General features: G+C 60.5%; 18 protein-coding genes, 1 pseudogene and 1 CRISPR repeat array. Of the genes and pseudogenes, 13 read left to right on the top strand and 6 right to left on the bottom strand.

What is annotated here, in order from left to right:
• The 5 genes and pseudogenes from B9A12_RS17420 to B9A12_RS15550 all read right to left on the bottom strand — a co-directional run.
• A pseudogene (locus tag B9A12_RS17420) lies at positions 1-193 on the bottom strand (IS1182 family transposase); the annotation flags it as partial.
• 233 nt (positions 194-426) lie between these two features.
• Positions 427-891: a hypothetical protein gene (locus B9A12_RS15565; protein WP_212636975.1), complete on the bottom strand. Its 465-nt coding sequence runs from the start codon at positions 889-891 to the stop codon at positions 427-429.
• A 104-nt stretch (positions 892-995) separates the two neighbouring features.
• Positions 996-2,018 carry a restriction endonuclease gene (locus B9A12_RS15560; RefSeq protein WP_084059019.1) on the bottom strand — a complete coding sequence of 341 codons (1,023 nt, stop codon included), beginning with the start codon at positions 2,016-2,018 and terminating at the stop codon, positions 996-998.
• Between the two features lie 76 nt (positions 2,019-2,094).
• Positions 2,095-3,930 carry a ScoMcrA-related endonuclease gene (locus tag B9A12_RS15555; protein ID WP_139796680.1) on the bottom strand — a complete coding sequence of 612 codons (1,836 nt, stop codon included), beginning with the start codon at positions 3,928-3,930 and terminating at the stop codon, positions 2,095-2,097.
• Positions 3,931-4,603: 673 nt separating this feature from the next.
• Positions 4,604-4,789, bottom strand: a complete 186-nt coding sequence (locus B9A12_RS15550) for a hypothetical protein (protein WP_084059017.1) — start codon at positions 4,787-4,789, stop codon at positions 4,604-4,606.
• Between the two features lie 393 nt (positions 4,790-5,182).
• On the opposite strand from B9A12_RS15550, the gene B9A12_RS15545 reads away from it, so the two are divergent.
• The 9 genes from B9A12_RS15545 (at position 5,183) to ada (ending at position 18,527) form a co-directional block, all read left to right on the top strand.
• Positions 5,183-6,121, top strand: coding sequence for a helix-turn-helix transcriptional regulator (locus B9A12_RS15545; RefSeq protein WP_084059016.1), 939 nt, complete (start codon positions 5,183-5,185; stop codon positions 6,119-6,121).
• A 116-nt stretch (positions 6,122-6,237) separates the two neighbouring features.
• Positions 6,238-8,634 (top strand): CRISPR-associated helicase/endonuclease Cas3, encoded by a 2,397-nt coding sequence (locus B9A12_RS15540; protein ID WP_084059015.1) that lies wholly within the window; start codon positions 6,238-6,240, stop codon positions 8,632-8,634.
• Between the two features lie 98 nt (positions 8,635-8,732).
• On the top strand, positions 8,733-10,880 hold the full coding sequence (gene cas8g1, locus B9A12_RS15535) for a type I-G CRISPR-associated protein Cas8g1/Csx17 (RefSeq protein ID WP_084059014.1): 2,148 nt from the start codon (positions 8,733-8,735) through the stop codon (positions 10,878-10,880).
• Positions 10,881-10,912: 32 nt separating this feature from the next.
• Positions 10,913-11,857: a type I-G CRISPR-associated RAMP protein Csb1/Cas7g gene (cas7g, locus tag B9A12_RS15530; RefSeq protein ID WP_084059013.1), complete on the top strand. Its 945-nt coding sequence runs from the start codon at positions 10,913-10,915 to the stop codon at positions 11,855-11,857.
• A gap of 3 nt (positions 11,858-11,860) precedes the next feature.
• A complete protein-coding gene (gene csb2 / locus B9A12_RS15525; protein WP_084059012.1) occupies positions 11,861-13,372 on the top strand; it encodes a type I-G CRISPR-associated protein Csb2 in 1,512 nt (503 codons plus the stop codon).
• Between the two features lie 12 nt (positions 13,373-13,384).
• A complete protein-coding gene (locus B9A12_RS15520; RefSeq protein ID WP_084059011.1) occupies positions 13,385-15,100 on the top strand; it encodes a CRISPR-associated endonuclease Cas4/Cas1 in 1,716 nt (571 codons plus the stop codon).
• A gap of 40 nt (positions 15,101-15,140) precedes the next feature.
• The gene (gene cas2 / locus B9A12_RS15515; protein ID WP_084059010.1) at positions 15,141-15,428 is read left to right on the top strand and encodes a CRISPR-associated endonuclease Cas2; all 288 of its coding nucleotides are present in this window, start codon (positions 15,141-15,143) and stop codon (positions 15,426-15,428) included.
• A 204-nt stretch (positions 15,429-15,632) separates the two neighbouring features.
• Positions 15,633-16,403: a CRISPR direct-repeat array (repeat unit 37 nt; unit sequence GATTTCCGAGGCTTTCCTGCCTCGGCCTCATTGAAGC).
• A 123-nt stretch (positions 16,404-16,526) separates the two neighbouring features.
• On the top strand, positions 16,527-16,823 hold the full coding sequence (locus tag B9A12_RS15510) for a hypothetical protein (RefSeq protein WP_084059009.1): 297 nt from the start codon (positions 16,527-16,529) through the stop codon (positions 16,821-16,823).
• Positions 16,824-17,357: 534 nt separating this feature from the next.
• Entirely contained in the window at positions 17,358-18,527 is a 1,170-nt protein-coding gene (gene ada, locus B9A12_RS15505) for a bifunctional DNA-binding transcriptional regulator/O6-methylguanine-DNA methyltransferase Ada (RefSeq protein ID WP_084059023.1), read from the top strand.
• A 25-nt stretch (positions 18,528-18,552) separates the two neighbouring features.
• Here the strand turns inward: ada and B9A12_RS15500 are convergent, their stop codons facing one another.
• Complete coding sequence (locus B9A12_RS15500; protein ID WP_212636974.1) at positions 18,553-19,224, bottom strand: TIGR01621 family pseudouridine synthase; 672 nt, start codon at positions 19,222-19,224, stop codon at positions 18,553-18,555.
• Between the two features lie 519 nt (positions 19,225-19,743).
• On the opposite strand from B9A12_RS15500, the gene B9A12_RS15495 reads away from it, so the two are divergent.
• From B9A12_RS15495 to B9A12_RS15480, 4 genes are all read left to right on the top strand, one after another.
• Positions 19,744-21,516: an aldehyde ferredoxin oxidoreductase family protein gene (locus B9A12_RS15495; RefSeq protein WP_084059021.1), complete on the top strand. Its 1,773-nt coding sequence runs from the start codon at positions 19,744-19,746 to the stop codon at positions 21,514-21,516.
• An 88-nt stretch (positions 21,517-21,604) separates the two neighbouring features.
• Positions 21,605-21,949 (top strand): DUF417 family protein, encoded by a 345-nt coding sequence (locus B9A12_RS15490; protein ID WP_084059008.1) that lies wholly within the window; start codon positions 21,605-21,607, stop codon positions 21,947-21,949.
• A 529-nt stretch (positions 21,950-22,478) separates the two neighbouring features.
• Positions 22,479-23,888 (top strand): TolC family protein, encoded by a 1,410-nt coding sequence (locus tag B9A12_RS15485; RefSeq protein ID WP_084059007.1) that lies wholly within the window; start codon positions 22,479-22,481, stop codon positions 23,886-23,888.
• A gap of 271 nt (positions 23,889-24,159) precedes the next feature.
• A complete protein-coding gene (locus B9A12_RS15480; RefSeq protein WP_170920663.1) occupies positions 24,160-25,518 on the top strand; it encodes an efflux RND transporter periplasmic adaptor subunit in 1,359 nt (452 codons plus the stop codon).
• The last annotated feature ends 2 nt before the right edge of the window (positions 25,519-25,520 follow it).

Genomic DNA, 25,520 nt, shown 5'->3' with positions numbered 1-25,520 from the left:
CAAGCAACCTTTTGGGAGGATAAGCTCTCTGCCCAATAAAGCTGTAGCCCTCTTCCGCACTGGATACGTCGAGTTGTTCCAGGATTTCGTCAAAAACGAAACAGGCGTGATCCTTCGGCAAAAGATCAAATACGGAACTTGGAAACAATTGTCGTTGGCGAAACTGAGTTGGGTCGTATTTGAAACGAGCCATGACAGATTCCCCCATGCGCGCATGCTAGATTAGGTGAATTCTTATCACAACGGCATGGATCTGTCAAATGAATATGGACTTTATAGATCACATGCAAATACAGTTGACATGAATTCTCGGACAAGCTCCTAGGGGGTTTCGTGCTTCCAACGCCTTGTGCTTCAACTGCGCAGCGAGGGGCAGCGGAGCGGCGTTAGGTGCGAGTAAGTGTTGTGGGGCGATCTACTGCAAAGCTATCTATGGTCCAAAAGTCGTTGAACTGCTTTATCAAACAAGAATTCGTCCAACAGCGGCAGGTTCTTCTGAGACAGGTTCAAACCCCATTCGGGTTTGCTCTTCTTGCCCTCGTAGTCATGGCTTACCAAGAGAGCGTCTGTTTCACGCCACGCCGTTGATGGGATCAAGTACAAATTAGGCGCTTTGCCTTCAATAAAAATAACAATTACGGCAAGAAGATTATATCGCAAATAGAATTTATCTTTGGGGAAGAAAATGTAATTCAGGCCTCGGATGGATTTGACCTGTATGTCATAGTAGCGATTACTGCTGAGGCGGACAATGAAGTCAATCCCTTTATCGTCTACCTCGGCTGTGTATACATCGAAGCCATACAAGGTAAACTCCATCTTGGCGAGATATTCCGCATACCTCCCCAACTGCAGATTGTTCAAACGATTCCAGTTGTATTTCTCCATCATCTTTCCCTGTAGCAAATCTTTCGCTACTCACCGATTGAGCTCACCTGCCGCTTTGGAGCGCCAGCGGAATAGCGCTCAGGTGAAGCGACTGGTTAGTGATTATTTCAATCTTCTTCAGGTACTACTATCCAAATTCTTTTCATGGGGAGTTCTGCCTGAATTTCATCAGGAAGTTTTTCATAGCTGTTTAAGAGATTGGCAATCAACTTCTTATCATCCCACAGCCGAACCTTAAAAAACAAATCTCTGACATTTCCCATAGCGGTCTTGTTAAACCCACCCCATGAAACAAAAAGACCTTGTTCTGCACCAACTCGGCTCATGACACCTTCAAGTTCGCGGATAGCTGAATCATTTTGAACTCCACCGGATTTAACCTGAACACAAAGCCTTGGCTTATCGAAACCCATTGGGCCAAAACCTGCCAGTATATCGACACCACCATCAGGGCCTTCAGGTGCACGATATGTTTGATAACCATGCACATTTAGTATTGCCTCGACAAGTCGTTTAAGATTATGGCCCCTAAACTTCGTTTCAATGAGACGACGTATTTGGTCAAATGACTGTTCTTCCAGATCGATAAACACCCGTCCTTTGCTTTCGTCTGACTCTGTAAGCTCATCAAGATTTTTAAGCCCTTTGTCGATGAAATGCGGGTCGGGTTTGCCTGCCAGTATTTCTCTGACCCTTTCCTCAGCATTATTTCGCTTAATTTGGCACACGGTCATAAATGCTCCAAACGAGTACAAAAGATCTTGACCGAATACATTTCTGGGGATGTCCTCTTTTAGCCATTCCACTTTCCTTACATGGCGCCCCTGTAGGAATTGATACTCGCCAACTATTTCTCCAATTGCTATTGTAGATCGAGTTTTTAGTGGAAGTACAACTAAATCACCTTTTTCAATCTTTTTTGCAAAGGCCCATAGTTGTGCGGCATTGTTCATTACGGCTTTAGCAGGCATATTAGGATAGATTTCAGAATGCTTTTGTTTCATTTCTTCGTAGCTTAGAATATTGGAGACATCAGGCATTTCGTGCCATCCGATGATAGCAAGCCCTTTGTCAAGGGCCTCGTTTTCATCTTCTCCATGTTTTCCTGCACGAATCAGCCACAGGGCCATATTATTCCTCCTCTATCGCTAACGCTTGGGTTCAACCGGCGCGAGGCGAAGCCGAGCGATCGGGTGGAACGACGTGTTAGCCGGACCGTGCCTCATCTTTATTGCGCTGTCGCTTACCACCACTGGGAGAGGTGGAGCGAGCGTTGATGATGAAGTCAAGAGTCGGACCCTTCTTCGTAAGGGTCAGGATCTCGTGAAGGGGTGACCTCGGACCGTCCCGGTGCCAGTACCGCCCCGAACCTGCGTAGAACTTTACGGAAGGCAGTTCACGTTCGAGAGACGTCCAGGCGGCACGCCACGTCATCTTAGAGTCCGCCGTGTGAGGATGATGAAGGACGAGCGTCGGCTTCTTGTCTCGGGCCAGGTCCCGGAACTCGGCGTTCAGCTGGGCACGCCACCCTCGTGCATTGGTTGAGCGTGGGTTCCAGACGCTGAGGTCGTGGCAACCGAGAACCATCACGCTGGTGCCGTTCTTTAGGGTCAAAAAATGACTCTTGATATCCCGCGATCGGATGAGGCCCTGTTGCTGTGCTGTTGTGGGATACGACTTCGCGGTTGCGTGATGCTCGCCGGTGTCGAGGTCAAGCACGATGACCGTCTCAGCGTGGGGTTCGCGAATCCGGTTCTGGGTGGTAGAGATTAGGTTCTTGTGCGTATCAATGCCTAAGGTGATGTGCCGTGCGTGCTTAGACAGCCGGGCGCGAAGATCGGCTGGAACGACCTCGTGGGCGACCTTTACCGCCCGCTTTAGGATGTGCGTCAGTGCCTCGTCGCTGCCGCTATTGAGGGCTTGGATCGGTACGGCCTCAGAGAGGGGAAACTGGACGAACCCACCGCAGGTGATCAAGAAGTCCACCCGGGGAGCCGCGGGCCACTCCTCTACAATCGCTTCAAGCAGCGCGCGAGCGTGCCCTGGATGACCAGGCCATTCTTGCGTGAGGATGAGGCGAGCGATGATAGCGCCCGGGTCCTCTCGCACGCTGATGTGCTTCTGGGCAACGCGGTTGGGCGTCGGTCTGGCTTCTACGACTGGAACGCTGAGAAGCTGTCGGAACATTTCGAGGTCAGCCTGCCGTTGAGGATCAAGCCTGCACCAGTCGATTTGCTTCGCGTAAAGGCGCACCGTCGGTCGTAGCCCGAGACTGGCAGGGGCGAAGTCCCGGAGGGTGTCGTACCAAGCCCGCTGTTCGTCTCGGTAGGGGGGATTGGGATCGCGGGCGCAAATTTTCTGGCAAAGCGCCCGCCAGCGGTCGCGATCGAACCCGATTGGAAGCGCGCTCGGGTACGACTGCAGGGCGATGCTCCGAGGCGTTGTGAAATGTTGGGATTCGTCGAACTCGAGGATGAATCCCGGCTCCGGGACGAAGTAATCGCATAGCGGCAACTGACGCGTTCGGACGAAGTCTGCGTGGCCCCGGTAGGCGATAAGCCGAGAGTAGATCGCCTCGAGCGCATCGTGGTAGGGGTTGCCGTTGTAGTGGCTCGGCAGGGTTCCCAGACCGAGCGAGTAGCGCTCTTCGACCCGACCGAACAACGCCTCTAACAGTTCGCGGATACGCACTTTGCAGGCTGGGCACCTTTCTCCCGCGTGCCGTGCCCGCCGCTCAGTGAGCACGGCCGGAGTCAAAGGGTCGTCGGCATCGTTTCGCGCCTCGAGCCGCACCTCGGTGATGCAGAAGCCCCGCTGGACAAGGAATTGGTTCGTCTCCTGGCCCCCCGAAAAGGTGGCGGGATCAAGGTCCGAGCCGAGCGCGTGTCGGGCGGCAATTGAAACCACGAACTTAGGGGGGTATAGACGGCCCTCGTACTCCAGGGCGTATTTCGTTGCGGCGCGCCGGGGAGGTACCCCGTGCTCGTCAATATCAAGCAGGGCCTGGAGGATGTGCTTCCTCGTGATGGTTTTCGGAATCACGACCATGTTCCTGAAAGAGATTGAACACCGGGATACTAATGTCTTTCGCATGTGGCGTGGCCCGGTTGAACGAGCCAGGCATAAGTTTGCTCAGACATCAAGTCGCCTCCTTGGCGGTATGGCTTATCAGGAAGGGCTCTGGACAGTCCTATTGGTCAATTAGCATGCTACTATCCCACAAGGCAAGGAAATGTCATAAAAAGAACACTTGACCGGCATTAGGTTTCCACCTACCATGCCTCGGCCACAAAGGTGTTGGGGTTTTCTACCCCTACGCCAGAAAAATCCGTGCGAGCATTCTGGGAAATCAAACGGCGCTTTTGGCAATGTGTAAAGGACCGTGCCAAAGCCAGATCACGACGACCAACGAGATTTTTCATGTTGCCATGTGCATCCCAGGAATAACGCCTTGATATTGTACGAAAAAAGGCTTGGCAGGATGGTCGGTAAATGCAGCAAATTCAAGGCGCTATTAGAATCCCCGCTTCGGCACCAGGTGGACCTTACAGGGCCTTCATCCGCAACGGATGGGGGCCCTTTTCTTTTCGGGATGCCATGCCTTCAACACCACGCGGGATTTTCCTTCGGCCAGGCCGTAGCCCAAGTTTGTCACTCTTTTGCGTAACGTGTTGTTATTCTTAGAATGTGGTTTTTCATGCTTCACTACAAATTTTCAATCGATGCTCAGGATCCTTTTCAAGGGGCTGCGGGGAAGTCCGAGGGCATTGTAAATTTCCACATGGATCGGCTTCGGCTCCGAAGTATTTCGGATGTGGATCATTTGTCCCTTGTTGTTGATCATGGTGGTGGTCACCCGCACCTGTCCGCCGCCTGTTTGCCGATTCTGAACTGATGTCATCTGATCCTCTTTCCTACCCGCCCAACTCAAATTTAACAAGGGATAGGTGACTCACCTTCATTGGCACAGAGGGAAGGTCTAAAATCGAATTTACGAGGCTGCTTTGCCCCGATCCCATTGAAGCAGGTAGGGACGGGTTCAGAGCCCGTTTTTACCTGCCTGGCCGATGAAAAATCCCGGATCCGGGAGAGGACTGTAAGAGCTTTTCCGATCCCTTATGCGCTCTTCGCCTTCGGCCCATAGCAGCCGAATCCGTTCCTTGACAGCAAAAGGGGGGACTGTTACGCTCTTTTTTGTGATTATTTGCGCATACCAGTAAATATCTACTATTCTGCTGGGAATTTGTTGCAATTCATCGCCCTTTTGCCCCGAACCAGATTGAGTACACGGCCCATGCTGGAACGGATCTTCTGGTTCTATGGCCAGCTCAAAAAGAACGCCTATCCCACGGCGGCCCGGTACCGGGAGCGCTTCGAGATATCCATGAGTACTTTCAAGCGCGATCTCGCCTTCCTGCGGGATCGCCTGGGCGCCCCCATCGAATACGACCGGCACCGACGGGGCTACTTTTTGACCGACGCCTCCTTTGAGCTCCCCCCCTTCTGGTTCAATGCCCACCAGCTCTTGTTCGTCCTGGGCCTTTGCCGTCAGATGACGCGCGCCGTCCACCCTCTGCCCCGCGAAATCCTCGATTTCCGCCGTCGGGTGGAGGCCCTTCTCGCCATGCATTTCGGTCCCCGCATCCTGCAGGCCGTCTCCTTCGAAAACGTGGAATGGTCGCGCTGTGACACCCACATTTTGGAAACCCTAGTGGAAGCCATCCTGAAAAGACGCCGCCTCTGCATCCTCTACCATACAGGCTATTCCGGCAAGACGGCACGAAGGGAGGTGGAACCCTACCGGCTGCACAACTACCGGGGCACCTGGCACCTGGTGGCCTTTTGCCATTATCGGAACGAGCCCCGGATCTTCATGTTGAGCCGCATGGAGGAGGCGCATCTGCTGACGGATGGCTTCGATCGGCCTCGGTTCGATGTGGCTGCATTTTTGGACACCGCTTTCGGTATCTACCGGGGCGGATCGCTCCAGAAGGCGGTGCTGCGCTTTTCACCCGCCATCGCCCGCATCATTCGTGACCAGATCTGGCACCAGGACCAGGAGATGCTCCTGGAACCGGACGGGTCCCTCGTCCTCACCGTCCCGGTGGCGGATCTCACCGAAATCCGCCGGCATGCCCTCCAATACGGCGCCGATGTGGAGGTCCTGGAACCCGAGGAACTGCGTCGCCAGGTCCGGGAAGAAGCAGCGCAAATCCTGGCACGTTATTTTTGAAAAATTTTTCGACACTGGCTCACTATTTGAGCCACCGGAAGTGATAAGGACACAACCGGTCGTGGTTTTCAAGGTAACGGAGAGCGAAAAAGCTCTCACGTGGGAGAAGATTTGGAATGGATTATTCCACATTTTTTCAAAAGGCTACCGGCTTTGGAGGCCCCTACCCCTACCAGCAGCGATTGGCGGTTGAGGACTGGCCGGATCTGCTCGATGTCCCCACCGGCCTTGGAAAGACCGCTGGGGTCACGCTGGCTTGGCTCTACAAGCGGGGCTGGAGGTCCGGGCGCAGAGAGACAGAACCCGATGAGGCGACCCCGCGTCGACTGATCTGGTGTCTGCCGATGCGTGTACTGGTTGAGCAGACCGCTGAAAATATCCGTGCGTGGCTGCGGCGGCTCCACATCTTCGGCGAGGAAGCAGGGCAGAGCAAGGTCTCGGTGCACGTGCTCATGGGCGGCGAGGGTGACCTGAAAACCTGGGTCGAGTATCCGGAAGAAGACATGATCCTCGTAGGTACTCAGGATATGCTACTCTCCCGAGCGCTCATGCGAGGCTATGGCATGAGCCGTTACCAGTGGCCGATACACTTCGCCCTGCTCCACAACGATTGTCTGTGGGCGTTCGATGAAGTCCAGCTAATGGGCGCCGGCCTGCCCACATCCGCCCAGCTCGAAGGCTTCCGCCGCCGTTTCCCGCTCTCCCGGAAAAGCCGTTCCATGTGGATCTCCGCCACGTTGAACAAGGACTGGCTGAACACGGTGGATCTGCGCCCCCACCTGGACACGCTCCAATCCCTATCCATCGACCACGGGGACCGTGAGCAGGCAGGTGACCGACTCCAGGCCGTCAAGCATCTCGGCCAAGCCCCGGTGTCTCTGACCAAAGAGACCCGCAAGCAGCAAGGACTCCAAGACTACATCGAAGCCCTATGCGATCTGGTTTTGAAGCAACACGATACCGGCGCACAAACCCTCGTGATTCTCAATCGCGTGGAACGCGCCCAACGCTTGTATCGTCTGCTTCGCAACCGGCGGCGTGAGGGAAGCGGCGACTTGCTGATCCATGCACGGTTCCGTGCCGCCGAACGCGCGGAACAGGCCCGGCGTCTACGTGAAGAAGACGATCGGGACCGCATCATTGTGGCCACTCAGGCCATTGAGGCGGGCGTGGACATCTCATCCAAGTGCTTGATCACCGAATTGGCACCCTGGGCCTCTTTGGTGCAACGCTTCGGACGGTGCAACCGCTACGGCGAACACCAAGGCGAGGGGGCAAGCGTGCTGTGGGTGGATATCGAGGACGATGCAGATCCGCTGCCCTATAGCGTCGAGGCCCTTGCAGCCGCACGCGCCAAGCTCACAGGCCTAACAAGTGCCAGCTCGCGGGATCTGCCCGCTACAGAAGAACCGCGTCCGGTCTCCGCCGTGCTGCGCCGCAAGGACCTGCTTGAACTTTTCAACACGGATCCGGATCTTTCAGGCTTCGACGTGGATGTGTCCGACTACATCCGGGATAGTGGGCCTCCCGGCTTACAGGTGTTTTGGCGCGACTTTCCGGACGATCCGAACCTGCCCGAGCCCCAGAGCTCCCCTTCTCGGGAAGAATTGTGCCCGGTGTCCCTGGGGCAGATACTTGAGTTTTCCAGACGCAAGGACACGGTGCTCTGGTACTGGGATACGCTGGACAGTCGATGGACACGGCTGGAACGCGACCCCCGCCCGGGAATGACCTTGCTGTTGCGAAGCGCGGACGGGGGCTACGAGGAGAAGATCGGTTTCGATCCAACACTCAAGGGCCCCGTGAGCATCCCTCCAACCGATGAAGCGGCGGTTGAGGAGGGGTATACCGATGACGCGTTCTCGCGCCAGGACCGACCCGTGGAGCTGGCCCAACACCTGGAGAATGTGGCGGTCCAAGTCGGCAGCCTGTGCAGTGCCGTTGGTGAGACGGATTATAGAGATTACGTGGTTCGGGCCGGTCGCTGGCACGATCTGGGCAAGTCACATCCGATCTTCCAAGCCACGCTCCACGCCTGCGAGGAGGCGCCACCCGGGTTTCTTGCCAAGTCGCCCTGCAAAGCCAAGCATGAGCGCCCATATTTCCGCCACGAACTTGCCTCCATGCTGGGTTGGCTGGCGCAGCACAACGGCCAACCCAATGCCGACCTCATCGCTTATCTCATAGCGGCCCACCACGGCAAGGTGCGCATGAGCTTGCGCGCCATGCCCGCTGAGGAAGCGCCGGCCCATGTCACGCGTTTCGCCCGCGGTGTATGGGAAGGCGACAGATTGCCCGCGCTCCATTTCGACGGCGAGCACAGCGAGGAAACGACATTGAAGCTTGCCCTGATGGAGATCGGCAAGGGAGAGCAGGGCCCCTCGTGGATCGAGCGCACTTTGAGGCTGCTCCATGAACACGGACCCTTTCGGCTCGCTTGGCTGGAGACCCTCGTGCGCATCGCCGACTGGCGCGCCTCTGCCGCCGAACAGCAAGGAGCGCACGGACCATGACGACCTGGTCCCCGACGCCGTGGCCCGGACAACTTAACCAACCACAAACCGCCTGGTCCATACGTCCGGGCGACCCACACTACTTATAGGAGATCACCATGCATGACATTGCCTTGGAAGGTTGCCGGGCGACGCCGCTTGCCGGCTACTTGAAGGCGCTGGGAGTGCTGCGCCTGCTCGCAGAACAAAAGGACTCCTCAATCCGCGGCTACTGGCAGAACGACGCTTTCGTGCTGCGCACCGCACTTGAACGCAAAGACATCGAAGACTTCTTTCTTCATGACTACGCGCCGACACCGGTCATGGCGCCGTGGAACGGAGGGAGCGGGTTTTACCAAAAGGACAACAAGGCTGCGCTCACGGCCATTCGCAACAGCAGCGATTCACGCTTATGCTTGTATCGCGAATGCCTGGAAATCGCCGAGGACGCTTTGCAAGGAATGAACCGAAGCGCCAGCCCTAAGGGCGAAGCGAAAGCAGCTCTGCTGATGGACATACGTGCGCGGATGCCCGATGCCGTCTTGCCCTGGTTCGATGCCGCAGTATCGTTAACCAGTGGCACGGCGCAATATCCGCCCCTTTTGGGTACCGGCGGCAATGACGGGCGCCTGGACTTCACGAACAACTTCATGCAGCGCCTGCTAGACGTGTTGGGTCTCGGACCCAAATCATCCGGTTCAAACCCAAGATCCTGGCTTGCCACGGCCTTATATGCGGTGCCAGCACCAGGACTGGTCAAGTCCGCCATCGGCCAGTTTTCTCCCGGGCAGGTCGGCGGTCCCAATGCGACCACGGGCCTTGAGGCCGATTCGCTGATCAACCCCTGGGATTTTGTGCTGATGATCGAGGGGGCGCTCACCTTCGCGGCTGCCGTCGTAAGGCGGCATGCCAATGATCCCGCCGGCGTACTGAGCTACCCGTTCACCGTAAGAGCCGTAGGCGCAGGTTCAGGAGCAGTGGGCCAAGGGGATGAAGCAAACGCACGCGGTGACCTATGGATGCCCCTGTGGTCGGGGCCGGCGACCTATGCGGAGGTTCGCACGTTGATGGCCGAAGGCCGGGTTGTGCTGGGCCGCAAACCGGCGCGCGATGCACTGGATTTCGTCCGGGCCGTCCACCGCCTCGGTTCCTATCGCGGGATCCACGGGTTTCAGCGTTTCGGCTTGCTAATGCGTTCCGGCAAGGCCTATCTGGCCATTCCCTTAAAGCGTATCCAGGTCCGTGAGCAGCCGAAGGCGCGCTGGCTCGATGAATTGGATAAACATGGTTGGTTGGACCGATTTCGCCACTTCGCCCGGGGAGACCGTGCCGCCAATCGTTTTCATGTACTGCGCAAGCGCCTGGAAGATGCGTTATTCGACCTTTCGGGACGGGAGCCGCGCCGAGAGGAAGCCCAGGCCCTTATGATCCTACTGGGCCAGATCCAGGCGGCCCTGGCGCAGAGCGAGAAGGCTCGGGAAGTTGTGCCCCCTGTGCCGCGGCTGTCCGAACGTTGGGTAACGGCCGCCGACGACGGAACGCCCGCCTTCCGTATCGCCAAGGCCCTGGCAGGGATCGGCGGTGTGGGCGACGAGCCCTTGCCGTTGCGCGTGCAGCTCTTTCCCGTACGGCGCCGGTATAACCGTTGGATGACAGCGGATGCGGGAGAACGCATCCGATTTTATACCGGACGCCGAGGGCGTTTGCCCGATGTGCTGATCCATTTCCTGGAGAGGCGGCTGCTCTGCGTCCAGGCTCTCAATCTACCCGAGAAACCGCTGAAATCGCCGGCCGGGGTCACCCCGGACGATCTGGTGGCCTTCTTGCGCGACGATGCAATGGACGCTCGCATCCAGAACTTGGTCGCCGGTCTCTGCATCTGCAACATCCCAGAAGATCATGACAAATCGGTGGGTGACGGCACTCTGCCCGCCGCATTTGCATTGCTCAAGCTCGCACTCATCCCAGATGGAATCCTGCGCAGCCTCGGCCTTCTGGGGGAGCAGGACCACGTGCCGGTTCCCGGCGGCATGGTGGCCCAACTTGCAGTGGGCAACCGAGGCAACCGGGCTGTGCAGATGGCCTGGCGGCGCCTCCACGCCTCGGGCCTCACCCCGGTGTTTTCCAGGAGGGATCTACCCGATCCCGCCGGGATCGATCCCCGCCGCGCGGCCGCCGCATTGCTCATACCGCTACGCTTTGGAGCCGTCGGCCGGCTGGCACGGCAGGTTCTGGAACCTGGTGAAATGAAAGCCGATGTGGCCTGAATCGACCCACCATGTAAGAAAGGAGAAAAGCGATGAACCTGGATCTATCCCAACTCAATGACGCCCCCCGCTTGTTGCTTCATGCCCGTCTGAAGCCGCTTCAGGGCACGCGCTTTCAGCCCACCGGTTTTCCAGAAATCGGACCAGCCCTCTACGAAGGCCCAGACGGCACCCCCACCCTGCTTGTGGAATCGGCCCAAAGTATGGCCAACCGGATGGAAGCCGTGTGCTGGGATGTGGTTAACGACGACTGGGTTCCGCCTCTCAAGGGCCTTTCTGTGGTGCGGGTCCAGGACAAGGACGGCAAGCCTCTCACCAATTCAGTGCTGGAAGCGCACCGCATCAATTCGCCATACATCCTGGAAGGAAAGGACAAGACCATCCATGACCGGCTCAAGCAGGAGCTGGCCGATATGGCGGAGGGAATGGTCGATCTGCGCAAACTCGCCAAGGTTCTCTTGGCGCTGGACATCAACGCCTTGCTCCATGGCGTCTTTCTCGCCAAGAAGGACCTGGCGGGTGGGCGTCTGCGTCTGCCTCGTGCCCTATCGGCCTTCATCGAAGCAAGGCGGGTCACCATCGCCGCCAGCGGCGGCGTAAAAAACGACGCAGTCAACCCTTCCGGCGATACATCGAAAGGTTTCGGCAACGTGCCCTTCGCCCGCGATGAATTCGTCTCGCCTGAGATCACAGCCTACTTCAATCTGGACCTGGCACAGCTTCGGGGCTACGGTTTTTCGCAACCCGTCTATGACCTGCTGGTGGCCATCGCCTTGTTCAAGATTCAAGCTTTTTTGGAACGTGGCCTGCGCCTTCGCACCGCCTGTGACCTGGAATGCGATCAGGTGGAGGTGGAGCGACCCAGTGGCTTCGAGTTGCCCGCGCTGGCAAAGCTGGAAGAGGCGCTGCCCGGGCTCATTCGGGCTGCGGAGGCCCATGCCGACTTCCAACAGATCACTGTGATATATAGGAAATGAGCCATGCTTGCGGTCACTTTCACCTTTCTTGCCGGACGCTATCATGCGACGCCATGGGACCGGCATGTCAACGAGGGCGCCGTGGCCTGGCCCCCGGAGCCGTGGCGCATCTTGCGGGCTCTGGTCGCCGCCTGGCACCACAAGATCAAGCACACCGGAAAGCACCGTGAAGCCACCCTGCGGGAATTGATTGAATCCCTGGCGCAGGAATTGCCTGAATACCGGTTGCCTCCGGCCAGCCACAGCCATGCCCGCCACTACATGCCCCAATCCGCACCAGGCAAAACGGCCTTGGTACTGGATGCCTTCGCGGCCGTGGAGCGCGACAAGCCTTTGACGGTCGTCTGGCCCACGCTGGATTTGTCTCCTGATCAAGTCGCTCTGCTCGATGATCTTCTGGCCGTGATGGGGTATCTGGGCCGCGCCGAATCCTGGGTCGAGGCGCGGCGAGCGAGCCAGGCACCTGAAACCAATTGCTTGCCGGTGCAGGCGAATCCGGATAGTGTGGCCACGGAAGCGAGCCACGAAATCATCACATTGCTTGCCCCTTTGGCTCCGGAAAGATACGCAGAGCGCCGCTCGGCCTTTCTGGCAGACAAGAAGACAGCCAAAAAACTCGGCAAAACCCTGCCGGACAACCTCCTTGATGCCCTGTGCGTGGACACCGCTGATCTTCGCAAGGTGGGTTGGAGCCAGCCGCCTGCGGCCCGCAAAGTGCGCTATGTGCGTCCCGCCGATGCCTTCTCGGTTCAACCAAGGTTTCATCCATATCGTGCTCCCAGGGCGACCACCGCCCGCTTTGTTCTCTCTGGCAAACCCCTGCCGCGCGTCGAAGATACCCTGCGCATTGGCGAGTTGCTGCGAAGCGCCGTCATGAGCCAAGCCAAGATTCGATACGGAAAGGACAGCATCCCTTCCATCTTTTCCGGACACGGCATGCCGAGAGACAACCGGCATGGGCATGCCTTTTATCTGGCTTATGACAGCAACGGCGACGGTTGGATCGACCGTCTGCTGGTGCATGTGCCGCTCGGCATGGACGCCGACCAGCAAAGGGTCCTGGAAGCTTTGACGCGCATATGGACCCATGATGGAACGGAGTGGCAGGTGGCTCTGGAGGGTCTGGGTCTGGAAACCGTGGCATCGGAATTGACTGGTCCCAGCACCGTGTGGCAGACGATCACCCCCTATCTCCATCCGTGGCACGTCAAGAAGCGCTTTTCCGTAGAAGATCAGATTCGGCGCGAATGCCGCCATCGCGGTCTGCCGGAGCCATTGACGTTGGAACACCTGCCCCACGTGGATATCGGCAGGGGCCGCCAGGGACGGCCCATCCATTTTCACCGTTTCCGTCGCCGGCGCGGATTGGGCCAGCCCGACCGGCTGGGCAGTTTCTGGAGACTGACCTTCCCCGAGCCGGTCCTTGGTCCCCTGGCCTTGGGCTTCAGTTGTCACTTTGGGCTCGGGCTGTTCAGGCCGGAAAAGATGACCCGCAGGAGAGTTTCCGCGGCATGAGGTCTTGTGCCCATGGAAATCACATCCCAGAGGGATCGTGCATCCCGCTCGCCACGGCGCTCCGACGAACCGCCCCTGCTGCCGGCGCGCATGGTCAATGAATACGTCTATTGTCCGCGGCTGGCCTATCTCGAATGGGTGCAGGGCGAGTTCGCCCACAACGAGTACACCGTGGATGGGAAGATCAAGCACCGGCGGGTGGATCAAAAAGGCGGTCGGCTGCCGGAGGCGGGAGAGGAGTCCGCGGCGATCCATGCCCGGTCGGTGGACTTGGCCTCGGAACGGCTGGGGGTCATTGCCAAGACAGACCTGGTGGAAGGTTGGGGCGATCAAGTGCGGCCGGTGGACTACAAGCGGGGCAAGCGTCCCCATGTGTCCAAGGGCGCCTATCTTCCGGAAAGGGTTCAGCTCTGCGTTCAGGGATTGCTGCTTCGCGAACATGGCTACCGCTCCGACGAGGGCATCCTTTATTACGTGGCGTCCAAGGAGCGGGTGCCGGTCCCATTCGACGATGAGCTCATTTCGGAAACGCTGCGGGCCATCCGGGAGCTCCGGGCCGTGGCCGAAAGCGGCAAGATACCGCCTCCGTTGGAGGACAGCCCCAAGTGCGCCAAATGCTCCCTGGTGGGCATCTGTCTTCCCGATGAATTGCGCTTCATCAACGGGGCCGATCTGGAACCGAGGCCTCTTTTCCCTGCCCTGGATTCCGCCCTTCCTCTCTATGTGCAGTCCCCGGGAAGCTACGTTCGAAAGGACGGGCAATGTCTCGTTGTCCAGGAGAACCGGGAAAAGGTCGCCCAGGTACGATTGGAGGAGATTTCTCAAGTGGTTCTCTTCGGACCGGCGGCCATGAGCACTCCGGCCTTGCACGAATGTTTCCGGCGGCAGATACCGGTCACATACCTAAGCTACGGTGGCTGGTTTCTGGGCCACACGGTGGGCACCGGAAACCGCAACGTGGAAACGCGCACCCACCAGTATCGGGCCAGCTTCGACCCGGACAGGTGTCTGGATCTGGCTCGGAGCTGGGTGGTGGCCAAGATCGCCAACTGCCGCACGCTGCTCCGGCGAAACTGGAGAGGCGAAGGTAACGAGGCCAAGGCGCCCGCCCGCCTCATGGCCCTCATGAAGGCGGATATGCGCGCCGCAGCGCGGGCCGAGACGCTGGAATCCCTTTTGGGCGTGGAGGGGGCGGCGGCCACCCGTTACTTTCAGCACTTTTCCCGCATGCTCAAAGCGACGGAAGGTGCGGGACACGCCTTCGATTTCCGATCGCGCAATCGCCGCCCGCCCCGAGACCCCATCAACGCCATGCTCTCCTTCGCCTACGCCCTTTTGGTCAAGGAATGGACGGTGGCTCTTTCCACCGTGGGGCTGGATTCCTACCGCGGCTTCTATCACCAGCCCCGGTTTGGCCGCCCAGCACTGGCGCTGGACATGATGGAACCCTTTCGGCCTCTGCTGGCGGATTCCGCGGTCCTCACGGCGGTCAACAACGGGGAGGTCCAACCGGAAGACTTCGTACACGCGGCCGGCTCCTGCGCGCTGACAGCCAGTGGCCGCAAGAAGTTCATCGCCGCCTTGGAAAGACGGCTGGCCCAGGAGGTGACACATCCCATTTTCCACTACAGGCTGAGTTATCGGAGGCTCCTGGAAGTACAGGCGCGTCTTCTGGTTCGCTACCTGGCGGGAGAAATTTCACGCTATCCCAACTTCGTCACCCGTTGAAGCGAGCTTCGGGGCTCCAGTAGCGCGGGAGAAAGTGGTTATGGAGCATTTGTACCTGGTCTGCTACGACATTCGAGATGACAAGCGATGGCGCCGTCTGTACAAGGCCATGAAGGGCTACGGAGAATGGCTGCAGCTTTCCGTGTTTCAATGCCGTCTGGACCGCATCAGGCGGCTTCGCATGGAGGAGACCCTTCGAACCATTGTGAACCAGGACGAAGATCATGTTCTCATCATGGACTTGGGACCCGCCGAGGGGGTTCAGATGAAGGTCCAGAGCCTTGGCAAGGAATATCGTGTGGTGGAAAGGCGGCCGGTGATTGTGTGAAGAGGCTGCCGGAGACGGGCGAGCGCTCCGGTGCCGACGAAAGCCCGGGGAGCGCTCGAAGTTCATAGCTCTTTGAAAACAAAAGATTTAACGGGTGAGGCTTGACCATGGACATGGATCCTGGCAATGGATTGGGGAACCAAACAAGAACCACTCGAACCGGCCCCCGCAATGTCTTGCAGCCACAGGGCCGGTGGAGGTGGTGATTTCCGAGGCTTTCCTGCCTCGGCCTCATTGAAGCTAGACGAGGCCACGGTTGACCAGGTCCTGGATGCCCAGATTTCCGAGGCTTTCCTGCCTCGGCCTCATTGAAGCAAATTGAGTGGTGATAACAATTCTGGCTTTCATAGGATTTCCGAGGCTTTCCTGCCTCGGCCTCATTGAAGCAATAGTGTCTTATTCGATATTGGAATAGCCGTCAAGATTTCCGAGGCTTTCCTGCCTCGGCCTCATTGAAGCTCTTTATAGAGCCACGTAGCCATTGCGCCAAGGGCCAGGATTTCCGAGGCTTTCCTGCCTCGGCCTCATTGAAGCCCAGATGTTATGGCAAGCATGCTCCCTGCCTTGAGGGATTTCCGAGGCTTTCCTGCCTCGGCCTCATTGAAGCGATAAGACGCTGGACGCTTGCCCACAATGCCAAGGGGAGATTTCCGAGGCTTTCCTGCCTCGGCCTCATTGAAGCATGCCATATCGCTTGAGTTCCTCGATGCTCTTGGGCGATTTCCGAGGCTTTCCTGCCTCGGCCTCATTGAAGCAAGAGCAGCAGGGTGTTTCTCACATCATGGGAGCTGGATTTCCGAGGCTTTCCTGCCTCGGCCTCATTGAAGCTATATTGCCCTGACCCCAGGCAGCGGACGCCGCGCCAAGATTTCCGAGGCTTTCCTGCCTCGGCCTCATTGAAGCTTCTGCTCCCTCAGAGCGGCCCTTTGGGCTTGCATGATTTCCGAGGCTTTCCCGCCTCGGCCTCATTGAAGCATAAACTGGAATCACTCACACCGGTTCGCTACCCTCTGTGCCAATGCAGTTGAGATGCTTACCTCTTCCTGAATCAGTGAAGTGTGATTGAGTGGATCGAGCAGCATGGAATAGGAACCCATATTGGGGGTCACCGACGCCCTGATTCAGCCACTTTTTCAGGTCATCGCCGGCAAACTCCGCAGCGGCTTCAAAGTCACTCTTGCCCAGACACAGAAGCCCCAAGCAGGCCTTGAGCACATCCGCGTGCGAGATCATCGGCCGCACTGGAACTTCCTTTTCCAACTGCCCCCACAGGTTCGTGGTGGCGTTGATCAGATTGCCCACAAGGGCCAGGCCAGCGTGTCCGCCGCAGAAGGCCTTCGAAGATTGTTCGATCTCAATTTTCTTTATGAGTGCACCTGCCGGGTGAAAATGTGACGGGAGACCCTATAGCATAAATGAGATGTAAATTCATTGAGATATCTGTTGTAAGATAGTTTTATGCATAGGCGAAATTTCACGGATTAAGGAAGCGATTTAATGGTTGTGGCGATATCCATCCGATTCTTCCTCGGGCATAACGACTCAGTTCACGGGGGCCATGGAGCGCAATGGATTTGCCGACCGGTGCGTTGCGATTGGCCCCGATGGGTGCCACTTAAATGGCCCTAGTGTCAAGCCCATTTTTTGTTGCCCACATCCTCGTTTGAATCTGTAGATCGACCTTTGCCTGGCTTTGCTCCTACCACACAAAGCGGCGAAGGGGCCGATTTCTCCGGTGCCGGCAAGGGGCGCGGTCTTTGCCTGGTCTTGCACGGCCAGAAGAAAGGAAATTGGGGGCCGTGATTCGGAGTGATCGTTCGGGCCGGGTGGTGTAAAGAGGGAGTGTGTGAGGGCAAAATAAGGGGAAGCGCCGCGATGGAGTGCCGGCCATGGGGCACCCGGGGGGACGGCCAGACGGGGGAAGACGGCATGCAGGCATTTTCGACGGACGAGGCCAAGTGGAAGGCGGTCGCAGCTCGGGACGTGCGCGGAGATGGGGTGTTCGTCTATGGCGTGCTAACCACCGGGGTGCGCTGTCGGCCTTCCTGTGCGTCCCGTCGGCCCAAACGGGAAAACGTGCGGTTTTTTGATTCGTGGCAGGACGCGAAGCGGGCCGGTTTTCGGGCCTGTAAAAAGTGTCGGCCGGACCGCACGGGCGCCGACCCGGCGGCGGAACGGGTCCGACGGATCTGCCGCGTCCTGGAGCAGTGCGAGGACCTTCCGATCCTGAAGGACTTGGCTGCGCTGGCCGGCTGCAGCCCGTCCCACCTGCAGCGGACCTTCAAGCGCCTTTTGGGACTCACGCCGCGCCAATACGCCCTTCAGGTGCGTCGTGCCCGGATCCAGGTCCAGCTGGGTCGAGCCGGCTCCGTTACGGAAGCCATCCACCGGGCGGGCTACGGGTCTTCCAGTCGCTTTTACGAAAAAGACGCCAAGGCGTTGGGCATGGCCCCCAAGATCTACCGTAAAGGCGCGCCACACCAGGAGATCCGTTTTGCCGTGGCGCCCTGTGGGCTGGGCTGGGTGCTGGTGGCGGCCACGGCCCGGGGGGTGTGTGCCGTGTGGCTGGGCGATGACGCCAAATCCCTGGAAGGGGAACTCCTGGAACGCTTTCCTCGGGCCCGGATCCTCCCGGCGGAACCGGACCAGCAGGTTCTGGTGCAGAAGGTGGTGGCCCATCTGGAAGCGCCCTGGCAAAGTCCCCCGGATCTACCCCTGGACATTCAGGCCACGGCCTTTGAGCAGCGGGTGTGGGAGGCGCTCCGCCACATTCCCCCGGGGACCACGGCCACCTACGCCGAAATCGCGCGCAAGATCGAAAAGCCTTCCGCCGCCCGCGCCGTGGCCCGGGCCTGTGCCTCCAATCCGGCGGCCGTCGTTATTCCCTGCCACCGGGTGGTGCGTTCCGACGGAGGGCTCGCCGGATACCGCTGGGGCCTGGAACGCAAGGAGCGGCTGCTCCAGTTGGAGCGTCAAGGGGCCGAGAGACTGGAGCGTAAAAACGAGCAGGCGGAGCCATGCCCCGCGCAAGGCGAGGGCACCGTGGAAAGGTCCCAGGGTGGCGCACCCCAAGGGCCCCGGATCCCACTCCGTCGCTGAGCGCTTTTTCCTGTCGCCTTTCGGATCATGGTGCACGGATCCGGGACAGGGCCTTCCGGAAGGCATCGGCCGCAAAGAGGCGCCCTTGGACGGGCGGGGCCAAGATATCGTAAGGCGTGCCGAAAAGGCGGAAGCGGATGCGGTAGGCGTGCAGATAGGCCCGGTCCGGTTCCGGAATGGCGGGCCCCGGACTCCAGTAGAGCGGATCGCCCAGCACGGGGGAGCCCAGGGCCTTGAGGGCCACCCGCACCTGGTGGGTACGGCCCGTTTCGGGCTTCAACAAGAAGAGCCTGAGGCCGGGTGCCATGGAAAGACTGGTGAAGTGGGTGACGGCGGGATGGACGCGGGTTCGAAGAAGCTTCCAGGTGCCACGCCGACTGCGGGCCATGTCGCCCGCCACCGTTCCCTGCTTCTTCTTGGGCTTTCGATCGGAGATGGCCAGATAATACTTGGCAATTTCCCTTTCTCGAAAGATCCGGCCCAGCTCCCGGGCGGCCTCTTGGCTGCGGGCCAGTACCAGCACCCCGGAGGTGATCCGGTCCAGCCGGTGGACGGCGATCAGCGGTTCAAGGCCCGTCTGGCGCCGCAAGAGGCCGGGAAGGCCCTGGCCTCCCGAAGTGCCGTGGAAGGAGATTCCGGCCGGCTTGTGGACCACCAGCAGATGGTCGTCTTCATGCAAAACGGGAATGGGGCCCAACGGCACACCTCCTTTTCTTTCCCGCATCCCCGGGGAGGGCCCCGGAGCCCGACTGACGAGACTTTCCAAGGCGTTCACCGGCCTGCGTCTTTTCCCACGGGGTCGTCGTTTTGCAAAGGCCTTCCGGCGGTGAAAACCCCTCCCGCGTCAGAGACGGCGGCATGATCAAGGCCCGTCCCTTCCCCTTTGGATCCGGTTCATGGGAAGCGCCCCATGAGCCGGCAAGCGTCCATCGTATCGGAAGATAGAGCGAAAGTCTCCCGCGCTATGGGCCGCTCCCTTCCTGGTCACTTCCTGGGCCGCGGCGTGCCGGGCCCGGCCGGAAAGTGGGCGAGTCCCTTTCCTTCGTGCTATAAAAGGGCCATCACGGTGCCGGGACAAGGGCGGAGGAAGGGCGAAGGGAAGTGATGATCCCTAAGTTCGCCGGGACTCTTCCGTCGTGTCTCGGCTCTTTCCAAACGGCCGGTACCGGTACGGGAACCAACGGGAGGGGGCGGACGCCCCGGGGAGGTGGAAAACGTGGACGGCTTTCACGGAACCCTGATCCGAGTGGACCTGTCGGAGGAAACACACCGGCGAGAGGCTCTTCCCGACGAGCTGCTGCAAAGGACTCTCGGCGGCAGGGGGCTGGCGGTGGAACTGCTTCTTCGTCACATCCCGCCAGGGGCGGATCCCCTGGGACCGGACAACTGCGTGGTGATCGCCGGAGGAGCGGCCACGGGGAGCCCGGTGTGGGGGTCCTGCCGGCACGGGATCTATGCCAAGAGTCCCCTGACGGGGCTTTTCGCTGAATCCTATTCGGGAGGCACGGTGGCCGAGCGGTTGGCCGGAGCCGGTGTGGACGCGGTGCTCATCCAGGGCCGTGCGCAAAAGCCCGTGTGGATCGAGATCGGCGAGGCCGGGGTGTTCGTCCACGACGCCTCCGATCTCTGGGGCCGGGATACCTTCGAGACCGAAGACCGGGTGAAGACATGGATTGCCAAGAACCGGCCGGACGCCTCCCGGCCGGGGGTACTCACCATCGGCCCCGCGGGGGAAAAGGGCGTGGCCTTCGCCGTGGTGGAAAACGATTACTGGCGAAGCGCCGGCCGCACGGGAACGGGCGCCGTGCTGGGGGCCAAGAAAGTGAAGGCGGTGGCCTTCTGGGGACATCGGGCCAAGGAGTTTGCGGATCCGGATCTTCTCAAGCGCTTCGCCAAGGAGGTGGCCCGGGAAGGACGGGAAAATCCAGGGGTCAAGGCCTACAAGACCATGGGCACCTCCATGCTGGTGGACGTCTTGAACGAAGCGGGGGGATTTCCCACCCGCTATTGGCACCAGGGGCGGGCGAACCACCGGGAAGGCATCAACGCGGCGGCCCTCCACGAGCGCTGCGACGTGAAGCCCCACGCATGCCTCAAGTGCTTCATGGCCTGCGGGCGCCTGAGCACCGTCAAGGCGGGCCGTCACAAGGGTCTGGTGGTGGAAGGGCCTGAATTCGAGACCATCTATGCCTTCGGCGGCCTGTGCGAGGTGGCCCACATCGAAGAGATCGCCTACTTGAATGATCTGTGCGACCGGCTGGGCCTGGACACCATCACGGCCGGCAACCTGGTGGGCTTCACCATCGAGGCGGTGCGCCGCGGTGTCGTGGACTACGTCATCGATTACGGACAGGTGGACCGCATGGCCGCCCTTCTGGAAGACATGGCCTCCCGGCGCGGTATCGGCGACGTTTTGGCCCGGGGCATCCGCCATGCGGCGGCCCAATGGGGCCTGGAGGACCTGGCCGTCCACGTGAAGGGCATGGAGCCTGCGGGCTACGACCCGCGGCTGCTCAAGGGCATGGGCCTGGCCTACGGCACTTCGGATCGCGGGGCGTGCCATCTAAGGGCCACCTTCTACAAGCCGGAATTGAGCGGCCTGGTGGACCCGGAGATGATCCGGGGCAAGGCCAAGGTCTTCTGTGAGTGGGAAGACCGGCTCACCCTCTTCGATACCCTGATCCTGTGCCGCTTCTACCGGGACCTTTACCAGTGGGACAGCCTGGCCGAAATCCTCCGGGGCACCGTGGGCTTGGACCTGGACACGGAAGGCATGCGGCGGGTGGCGGGCCGGATCAAGGACCAGATCCGAAGGTTCAACATCCGAGAAGGCCTCACGGCCCAAGACGACCGGCTGCCGGTGCGCTTCCACACGGAACCGCTTCCCGAAACGGGCAAGGTGATCAGCCCCGAGCAGATGGAGAACATGCTTCAAGAATACTACCGGGAACGGGGCTGGGACGAAAACGGCGTGCCGCCCGCGCCGTGATGCGCAAGGGGGCGTTCGATCCACCGGCCCTTTGGGCCAACGTCCGCCCCCGGTGAGACGCGGGTGCGGGCTGTGCAAGGAGGAGGTCATGAGCCGTTCGGAAGAAGATCGGGAGCGCAGCGAGACCACGGTGGTCTTCAACGAGGTCCAGCTCCTTCTGGCCGAAAAGCGCACGTCCCTGGCGGCGCTCCGCACGGGAATCGCCATTTTCGTTCTGCCCCTGTCCGTTCTCAGTCTGCTCATCACCACGTCGCGCTACTACGTGGTGAAGGACGTGTGGCCGTTTCTGGCGCCTTTGTTGGTCCTTTGCGTGCTGTTGGCCGGCCTCGGGGGCTACCTGGTCGTGCGGTCCATCGTGCGGATCCATCACTACGACCGGATCGTCCATCGGCTGAAACAGCGCCATCCGGTGCTCAAGGAAGTGGTGGATTGAAGTAAAAGCAGGTGCGTTCGCGTGGCTTGCTTTCCGCAACAGTAACCCATGGGGTGTCTGGCTGGGAAGCCACCCCAGAACGCCCAGATCGCTCGCCTGTTGTGCGGACGGAAGCTTGGGGCCACCCGCCGGAGCCGTGCCGCCGGCCTGATCTTTTCGCAGTCGGGGCGGGATCTGAACCGGCCTCGACAAGGCTTTCTGAGAGCTCAAAAAGCACCACGACGGTGGCATTTCAACTGCTCAGAAGGCCGGGATGCCATTGTGAGACAGCCTGCAAGGTGAGCTGTCCCTTCCTCCCCTTGCTGGAATGGCCTATCCGTTCGTTCCTGTGCGAGAGCGGTGCGGTTGGCTTCCGTGGGGGTGCCTTTGGGCACCACGGGGAACGGCGTTGAAGCACCGCCATGGCCTTGTTTGCTTTCCTGTCTGCTTTTAGATAAGCTGAGCAGCCAATGGGCAAAATGCCTGCTGGGAGTGGGATGGCCCTGGGTTCCGTCGGCTCTTCGTTCATTGAATCGTGAGGGGGCACGTGATGGCCAGATTTTCGTGGTTCGGCTGCCTCGTTTTCGTGCTGATTCTTACCGGTCCTTTGCCCTGCACGGGCGGGGAGCCGCCCGGATCCCAGGGGCGGGCCGTTCCCCGGGACCATGGCCCATGGCCGGTGTGGACCTTGGAGCGGGCGGTGGCCACGGCCCTGGAACATCACCCGCGGCTTCGCGCCACGGCCGCTGGTAGAAAGGCCGCCCAGGCCGGGCTGCGTGAAGCTCGTTCCGGCTACCTTCCCACCGTTGGCCTCTCCCAAAAGGTGGTGCGGAGCAACCATCCCGTCTTCGTCTTTGGATCCCTCTTGGAACAGGGCCGCTTCGGTCCGGCCAACTTCGACCCCGGATTCTTGAACGATCCCGACCCGCTCACCAATATCCGCTCGGAAGCCACCGTGCGCTGGACGCTCTTCGACCAGTGGCAGACCCCCGCCCGGGTTTCCGAGGCCGAGGCCGGTAAGGCCCGGGCTGCACTTCTGGATCGCTGGGCCCGCCAGCGGGTGCGCTACGGAGTGATCCGGACCTTTTACGGGGTTCAGGTGGCGGACGCCCGCGTGCGGGTGGCCCGGCAGGCGGTGCGAAGCGCTCAAGCCCAGGTGCGCCGGATCCGTGATCTTTTTGAAAACGGCCAGGTGGTGCGATCCCATCTGCTGGCCGCCCAGGTGTTGTTGGCCGACTTCCGCCAGCGACTCATCCAGGTGGAAGGAGACGCCGAAACCGCACGCCGGGCCTTTCTCACCGCGCTGGGCCGGACCGACGCCGCAGGAGCGGTACGGGTCCAAGGGGAGCTTCCGGCCGGTCCCTTTCCCATGGGGGCCCTGGAGGAGGTGATGGAGGAGGCGATCCGGGTTCGGCCCGATCTGGAGGCCTTGCGCCGCCAGGTGGACGCCGCCCAGGCGCGCCTGCGCGCCGCCCGAGGTTTCTACCTTCCGCGGCTGGACGCCTTTTCCACGTACGGAATGAGTGGCGACGAACCGTCCCGCGGCAGTTCGGACTACACGGTGGGCGTGGCCCTGAGCTGGGATCTGTTCCAGGGGCGACGGGCTCCCGCCGTGGAACGGGCCCGGGCCGACTTGGAGATGGTGCGCGCGCGGCTGCAGGAAGCGGAAGATCAAGTGGGGCTGGAGGTGACAAGGGCCTGGCAGGCGCTGGCCTCGGCCGAAAAGCGGCTGGATGTGGCCCAAAGGGCCGCGCGTCAGGCCGAGGAAGCGCTCCGGATCGTTGAAGACCGCTACGGGGCGGGACTCACCACCATCACGGAACTGCTCCGGGCCCAAACGGCCCAGCTGCAGGCCCGACTGCAGGCGCTGGAGGCACGCTATGCGTATGTGACCGGTTATGCGGCCGTGCTGGTCACAAGCGGCCGCCTGGACGACCTGAGCGTGTTTATGCGCCCGTGAGGCCGCAGGGCGTGGCTTTCGCCGGCGCTTGGAGCCCCTTCGGTGTCGGCCGCCCGAAAACGCCGGGGCCGAACGCATTGGCGGTAGCGCAGGCCTTGGGGGCTGCGGGAGAGCCTTTGGACGTTGTGTGAAGCATTGGGTATCGACTGTTATTGCATTGGGTTAGGATGGTCGTCTTCCGCAGGGCCGAAGCTTTGCGGCGACGGAAGGCATGGAGTCTTTGATTCTGTAGAGCGTTTAGGAAGGTGACAGAGAGCGGGAGGTGGACAGGGTGGCTCACAAGGTCCATGAAGAGGCAGGCCCGGTGGATGGCCGACTGAGAAGGCTCCTGTGGGCGGGTGCACTGGCTTGGCTTTTTCTGTGGGGCTGCTCCGGGGAACAGGCGCCCACGGCGCCGGAGCCGCCCCGCGTTTCCGGAGTGCCTGTTGTGACCGTCCGGGCGGAGACGATTCCGGAAACGGTGGATCTTCCCGGAACGGTTCGGGCGGTCGTGATCTCCACCCTATCTTCCAAGGTCCTGGGCCGGATCACGGCCGTTCACGTGCGGGAAGGGGATTTGGTACGCAAAGGGCAGGTGCTGGTGGAAGTGGATGCCCGGCAGGTGGAGGCGGGAATCCGGCAGGCGGAGGCGAGCCTGGAGCAGGCCCGGTTCGCCGCACAGCAAGCCCGGGAGGCGGTGCGGGTGGCCAAGGCCGATCTTCAGGCGGCCGAAGCGGACCTGGGATTGGCCCGGGTGACCTTTGAGCGGTTCAAGGCGCTTTTTGACCGCCAATCCGTGAGCGCCCAGGAATTCGACCAGGTGGCGGCCCGCCACAAGGCGGCGCTGGCCCATGTGAAAAAGGCCCGGCGCGCCGTTCGGGCGGCCCGGGCCGGCAGGGAGCGGGCTGTGGCTGCGCAGGAGGCGGCCCAAGCCGCCTTGGAAGCGGCGAAATCCCTTTGGGACTACACCCGGATCGCATCGCCCGTGGACGGGGTGGTGACGGCCAAACTGGCGGAGGTGGGCCAGATGGCCGCTCCCGGCGTGGCGTTGGTGACCGTGGAGGACACGCGCCGATACCGGCTGGAGGTGGATGTGCCGGAAAGCGTGCTGCCTTTTGTGCATCGGGGCGATCCGGTTCCGGTCTTCTTTGCCCAGGCCCGCCAACCCTTCATGGGCCGGGTTTCGGAAATCGTTCCGGCCGTGGACGCGGCTTCTCGAACGGCCCGGGTCAAGATCGATCTGGCAGAACGGGACGTGGCCAAGGGTCCAGGGGACGAGGAAGAGGGCAAACAGGGCAACGCCAGAGGTGAAGGGGACAAAGGCCAGGGGAGCCCCGCGAAGGGGGCGCACGGCTCGGCGTCGGTCCTGGGACCTTCCGATCTTCTTCGGTCCGGCGCCTTCGCCCGGGCCCGGTTCCGGCTGGGAAAACGATCGGTTATCCGCGTTCCCCGTGAGGCGGTCTACGAACGTGGCCAGCTCACCGGCGTTTTCGTGGTGGACGACGAGCAAACGGTCCACAGGCGGCTGGTGCGGTTGGGCCGGGACCTGGACGGGACCGTGGAGGTCCTTTCGGGACTCGAGGCCGGCGAGCGCATCGCCGCCCGCATCGTGCCCGGCCTTGTGGACGGCGCCCGACTGGTTGGGAACTGAGA

Source organism: Desulfacinum hydrothermale DSM 13146 (genome assembly GCF_900176285.1).
In the GTDB taxonomy this organism is placed as follows: Bacteria; Desulfobacterota; Syntrophobacteria; order Syntrophobacterales; family DSM-9756; genus Desulfacinum; species Desulfacinum hydrothermale.
The sequence above is the reverse complement of the archived record's forward strand: the minus strand, read 5'-3'. Positions and strand labels throughout refer to the sequence as shown.

What these genes read in the sequence shown, in the direction of transcription:
- B9A12_RS15490 (WP_084059008.1), top strand. Translation starts at nt 21,605, where the DNA reads ATGAGCCGTTCGGAAGAAGATCGGGAGCGCAGCGAGACCACGGTGGTC.
- ada (WP_084059023.1), top strand. Translation starts at nt 17,358, where the DNA reads ATGCAGGCATTTTCGACGGACGAGGCCAAGTGGAAGGCGGTCGCAGCT.
- B9A12_RS15550 (WP_084059017.1), bottom strand. Translation starts at nt 4,789, where the DNA reads ATGACATCAGTTCAGAATCGGCAAACAGGCGGCGGACAGGTGCGGGTG.
- B9A12_RS15560 (WP_084059019.1), bottom strand. Translation starts at nt 2,018, where the DNA reads ATGGCCCTGTGGCTGATTCGTGCAGGAAAACATGGAGAAGATGAAAAC.
- B9A12_RS15485 (WP_084059007.1), top strand. Translation starts at nt 22,479, where the DNA reads ATGGCCAGATTTTCGTGGTTCGGCTGCCTCGTTTTCGTGCTGATTCTT.
- B9A12_RS15540 (WP_084059015.1), top strand. Translation starts at nt 6,238, where the DNA reads ATGGATTATTCCACATTTTTTCAAAAGGCTACCGGCTTTGGAGGCCCC.
- cas7g (WP_084059013.1), top strand. Translation starts at nt 10,913, where the DNA reads ATGAACCTGGATCTATCCCAACTCAATGACGCCCCCCGCTTGTTGCTT.
- csb2 (WP_084059012.1), top strand. Translation starts at nt 11,861, where the DNA reads ATGCTTGCGGTCACTTTCACCTTTCTTGCCGGACGCTATCATGCGACG.
- B9A12_RS15565 (WP_212636975.1), bottom strand. Translation starts at nt 891, where the DNA reads ATGATGGAGAAATACAACTGGAATCGTTTGAACAATCTGCAGTTGGGG.
- B9A12_RS15545 (WP_084059016.1), top strand. Translation starts at nt 5,183, where the DNA reads ATGCTGGAACGGATCTTCTGGTTCTATGGCCAGCTCAAAAAGAACGCC.
- cas2 (WP_084059010.1), top strand. Translation starts at nt 15,141, where the DNA reads ATGGAGCATTTGTACCTGGTCTGCTACGACATTCGAGATGACAAGCGA.
- cas8g1 (WP_084059014.1), top strand. Translation starts at nt 8,733, where the DNA reads ATGCATGACATTGCCTTGGAAGGTTGCCGGGCGACGCCGCTTGCCGGC.
- B9A12_RS15520 (WP_084059011.1), top strand. Translation starts at nt 13,385, where the DNA reads ATGGAAATCACATCCCAGAGGGATCGTGCATCCCGCTCGCCACGGCGC.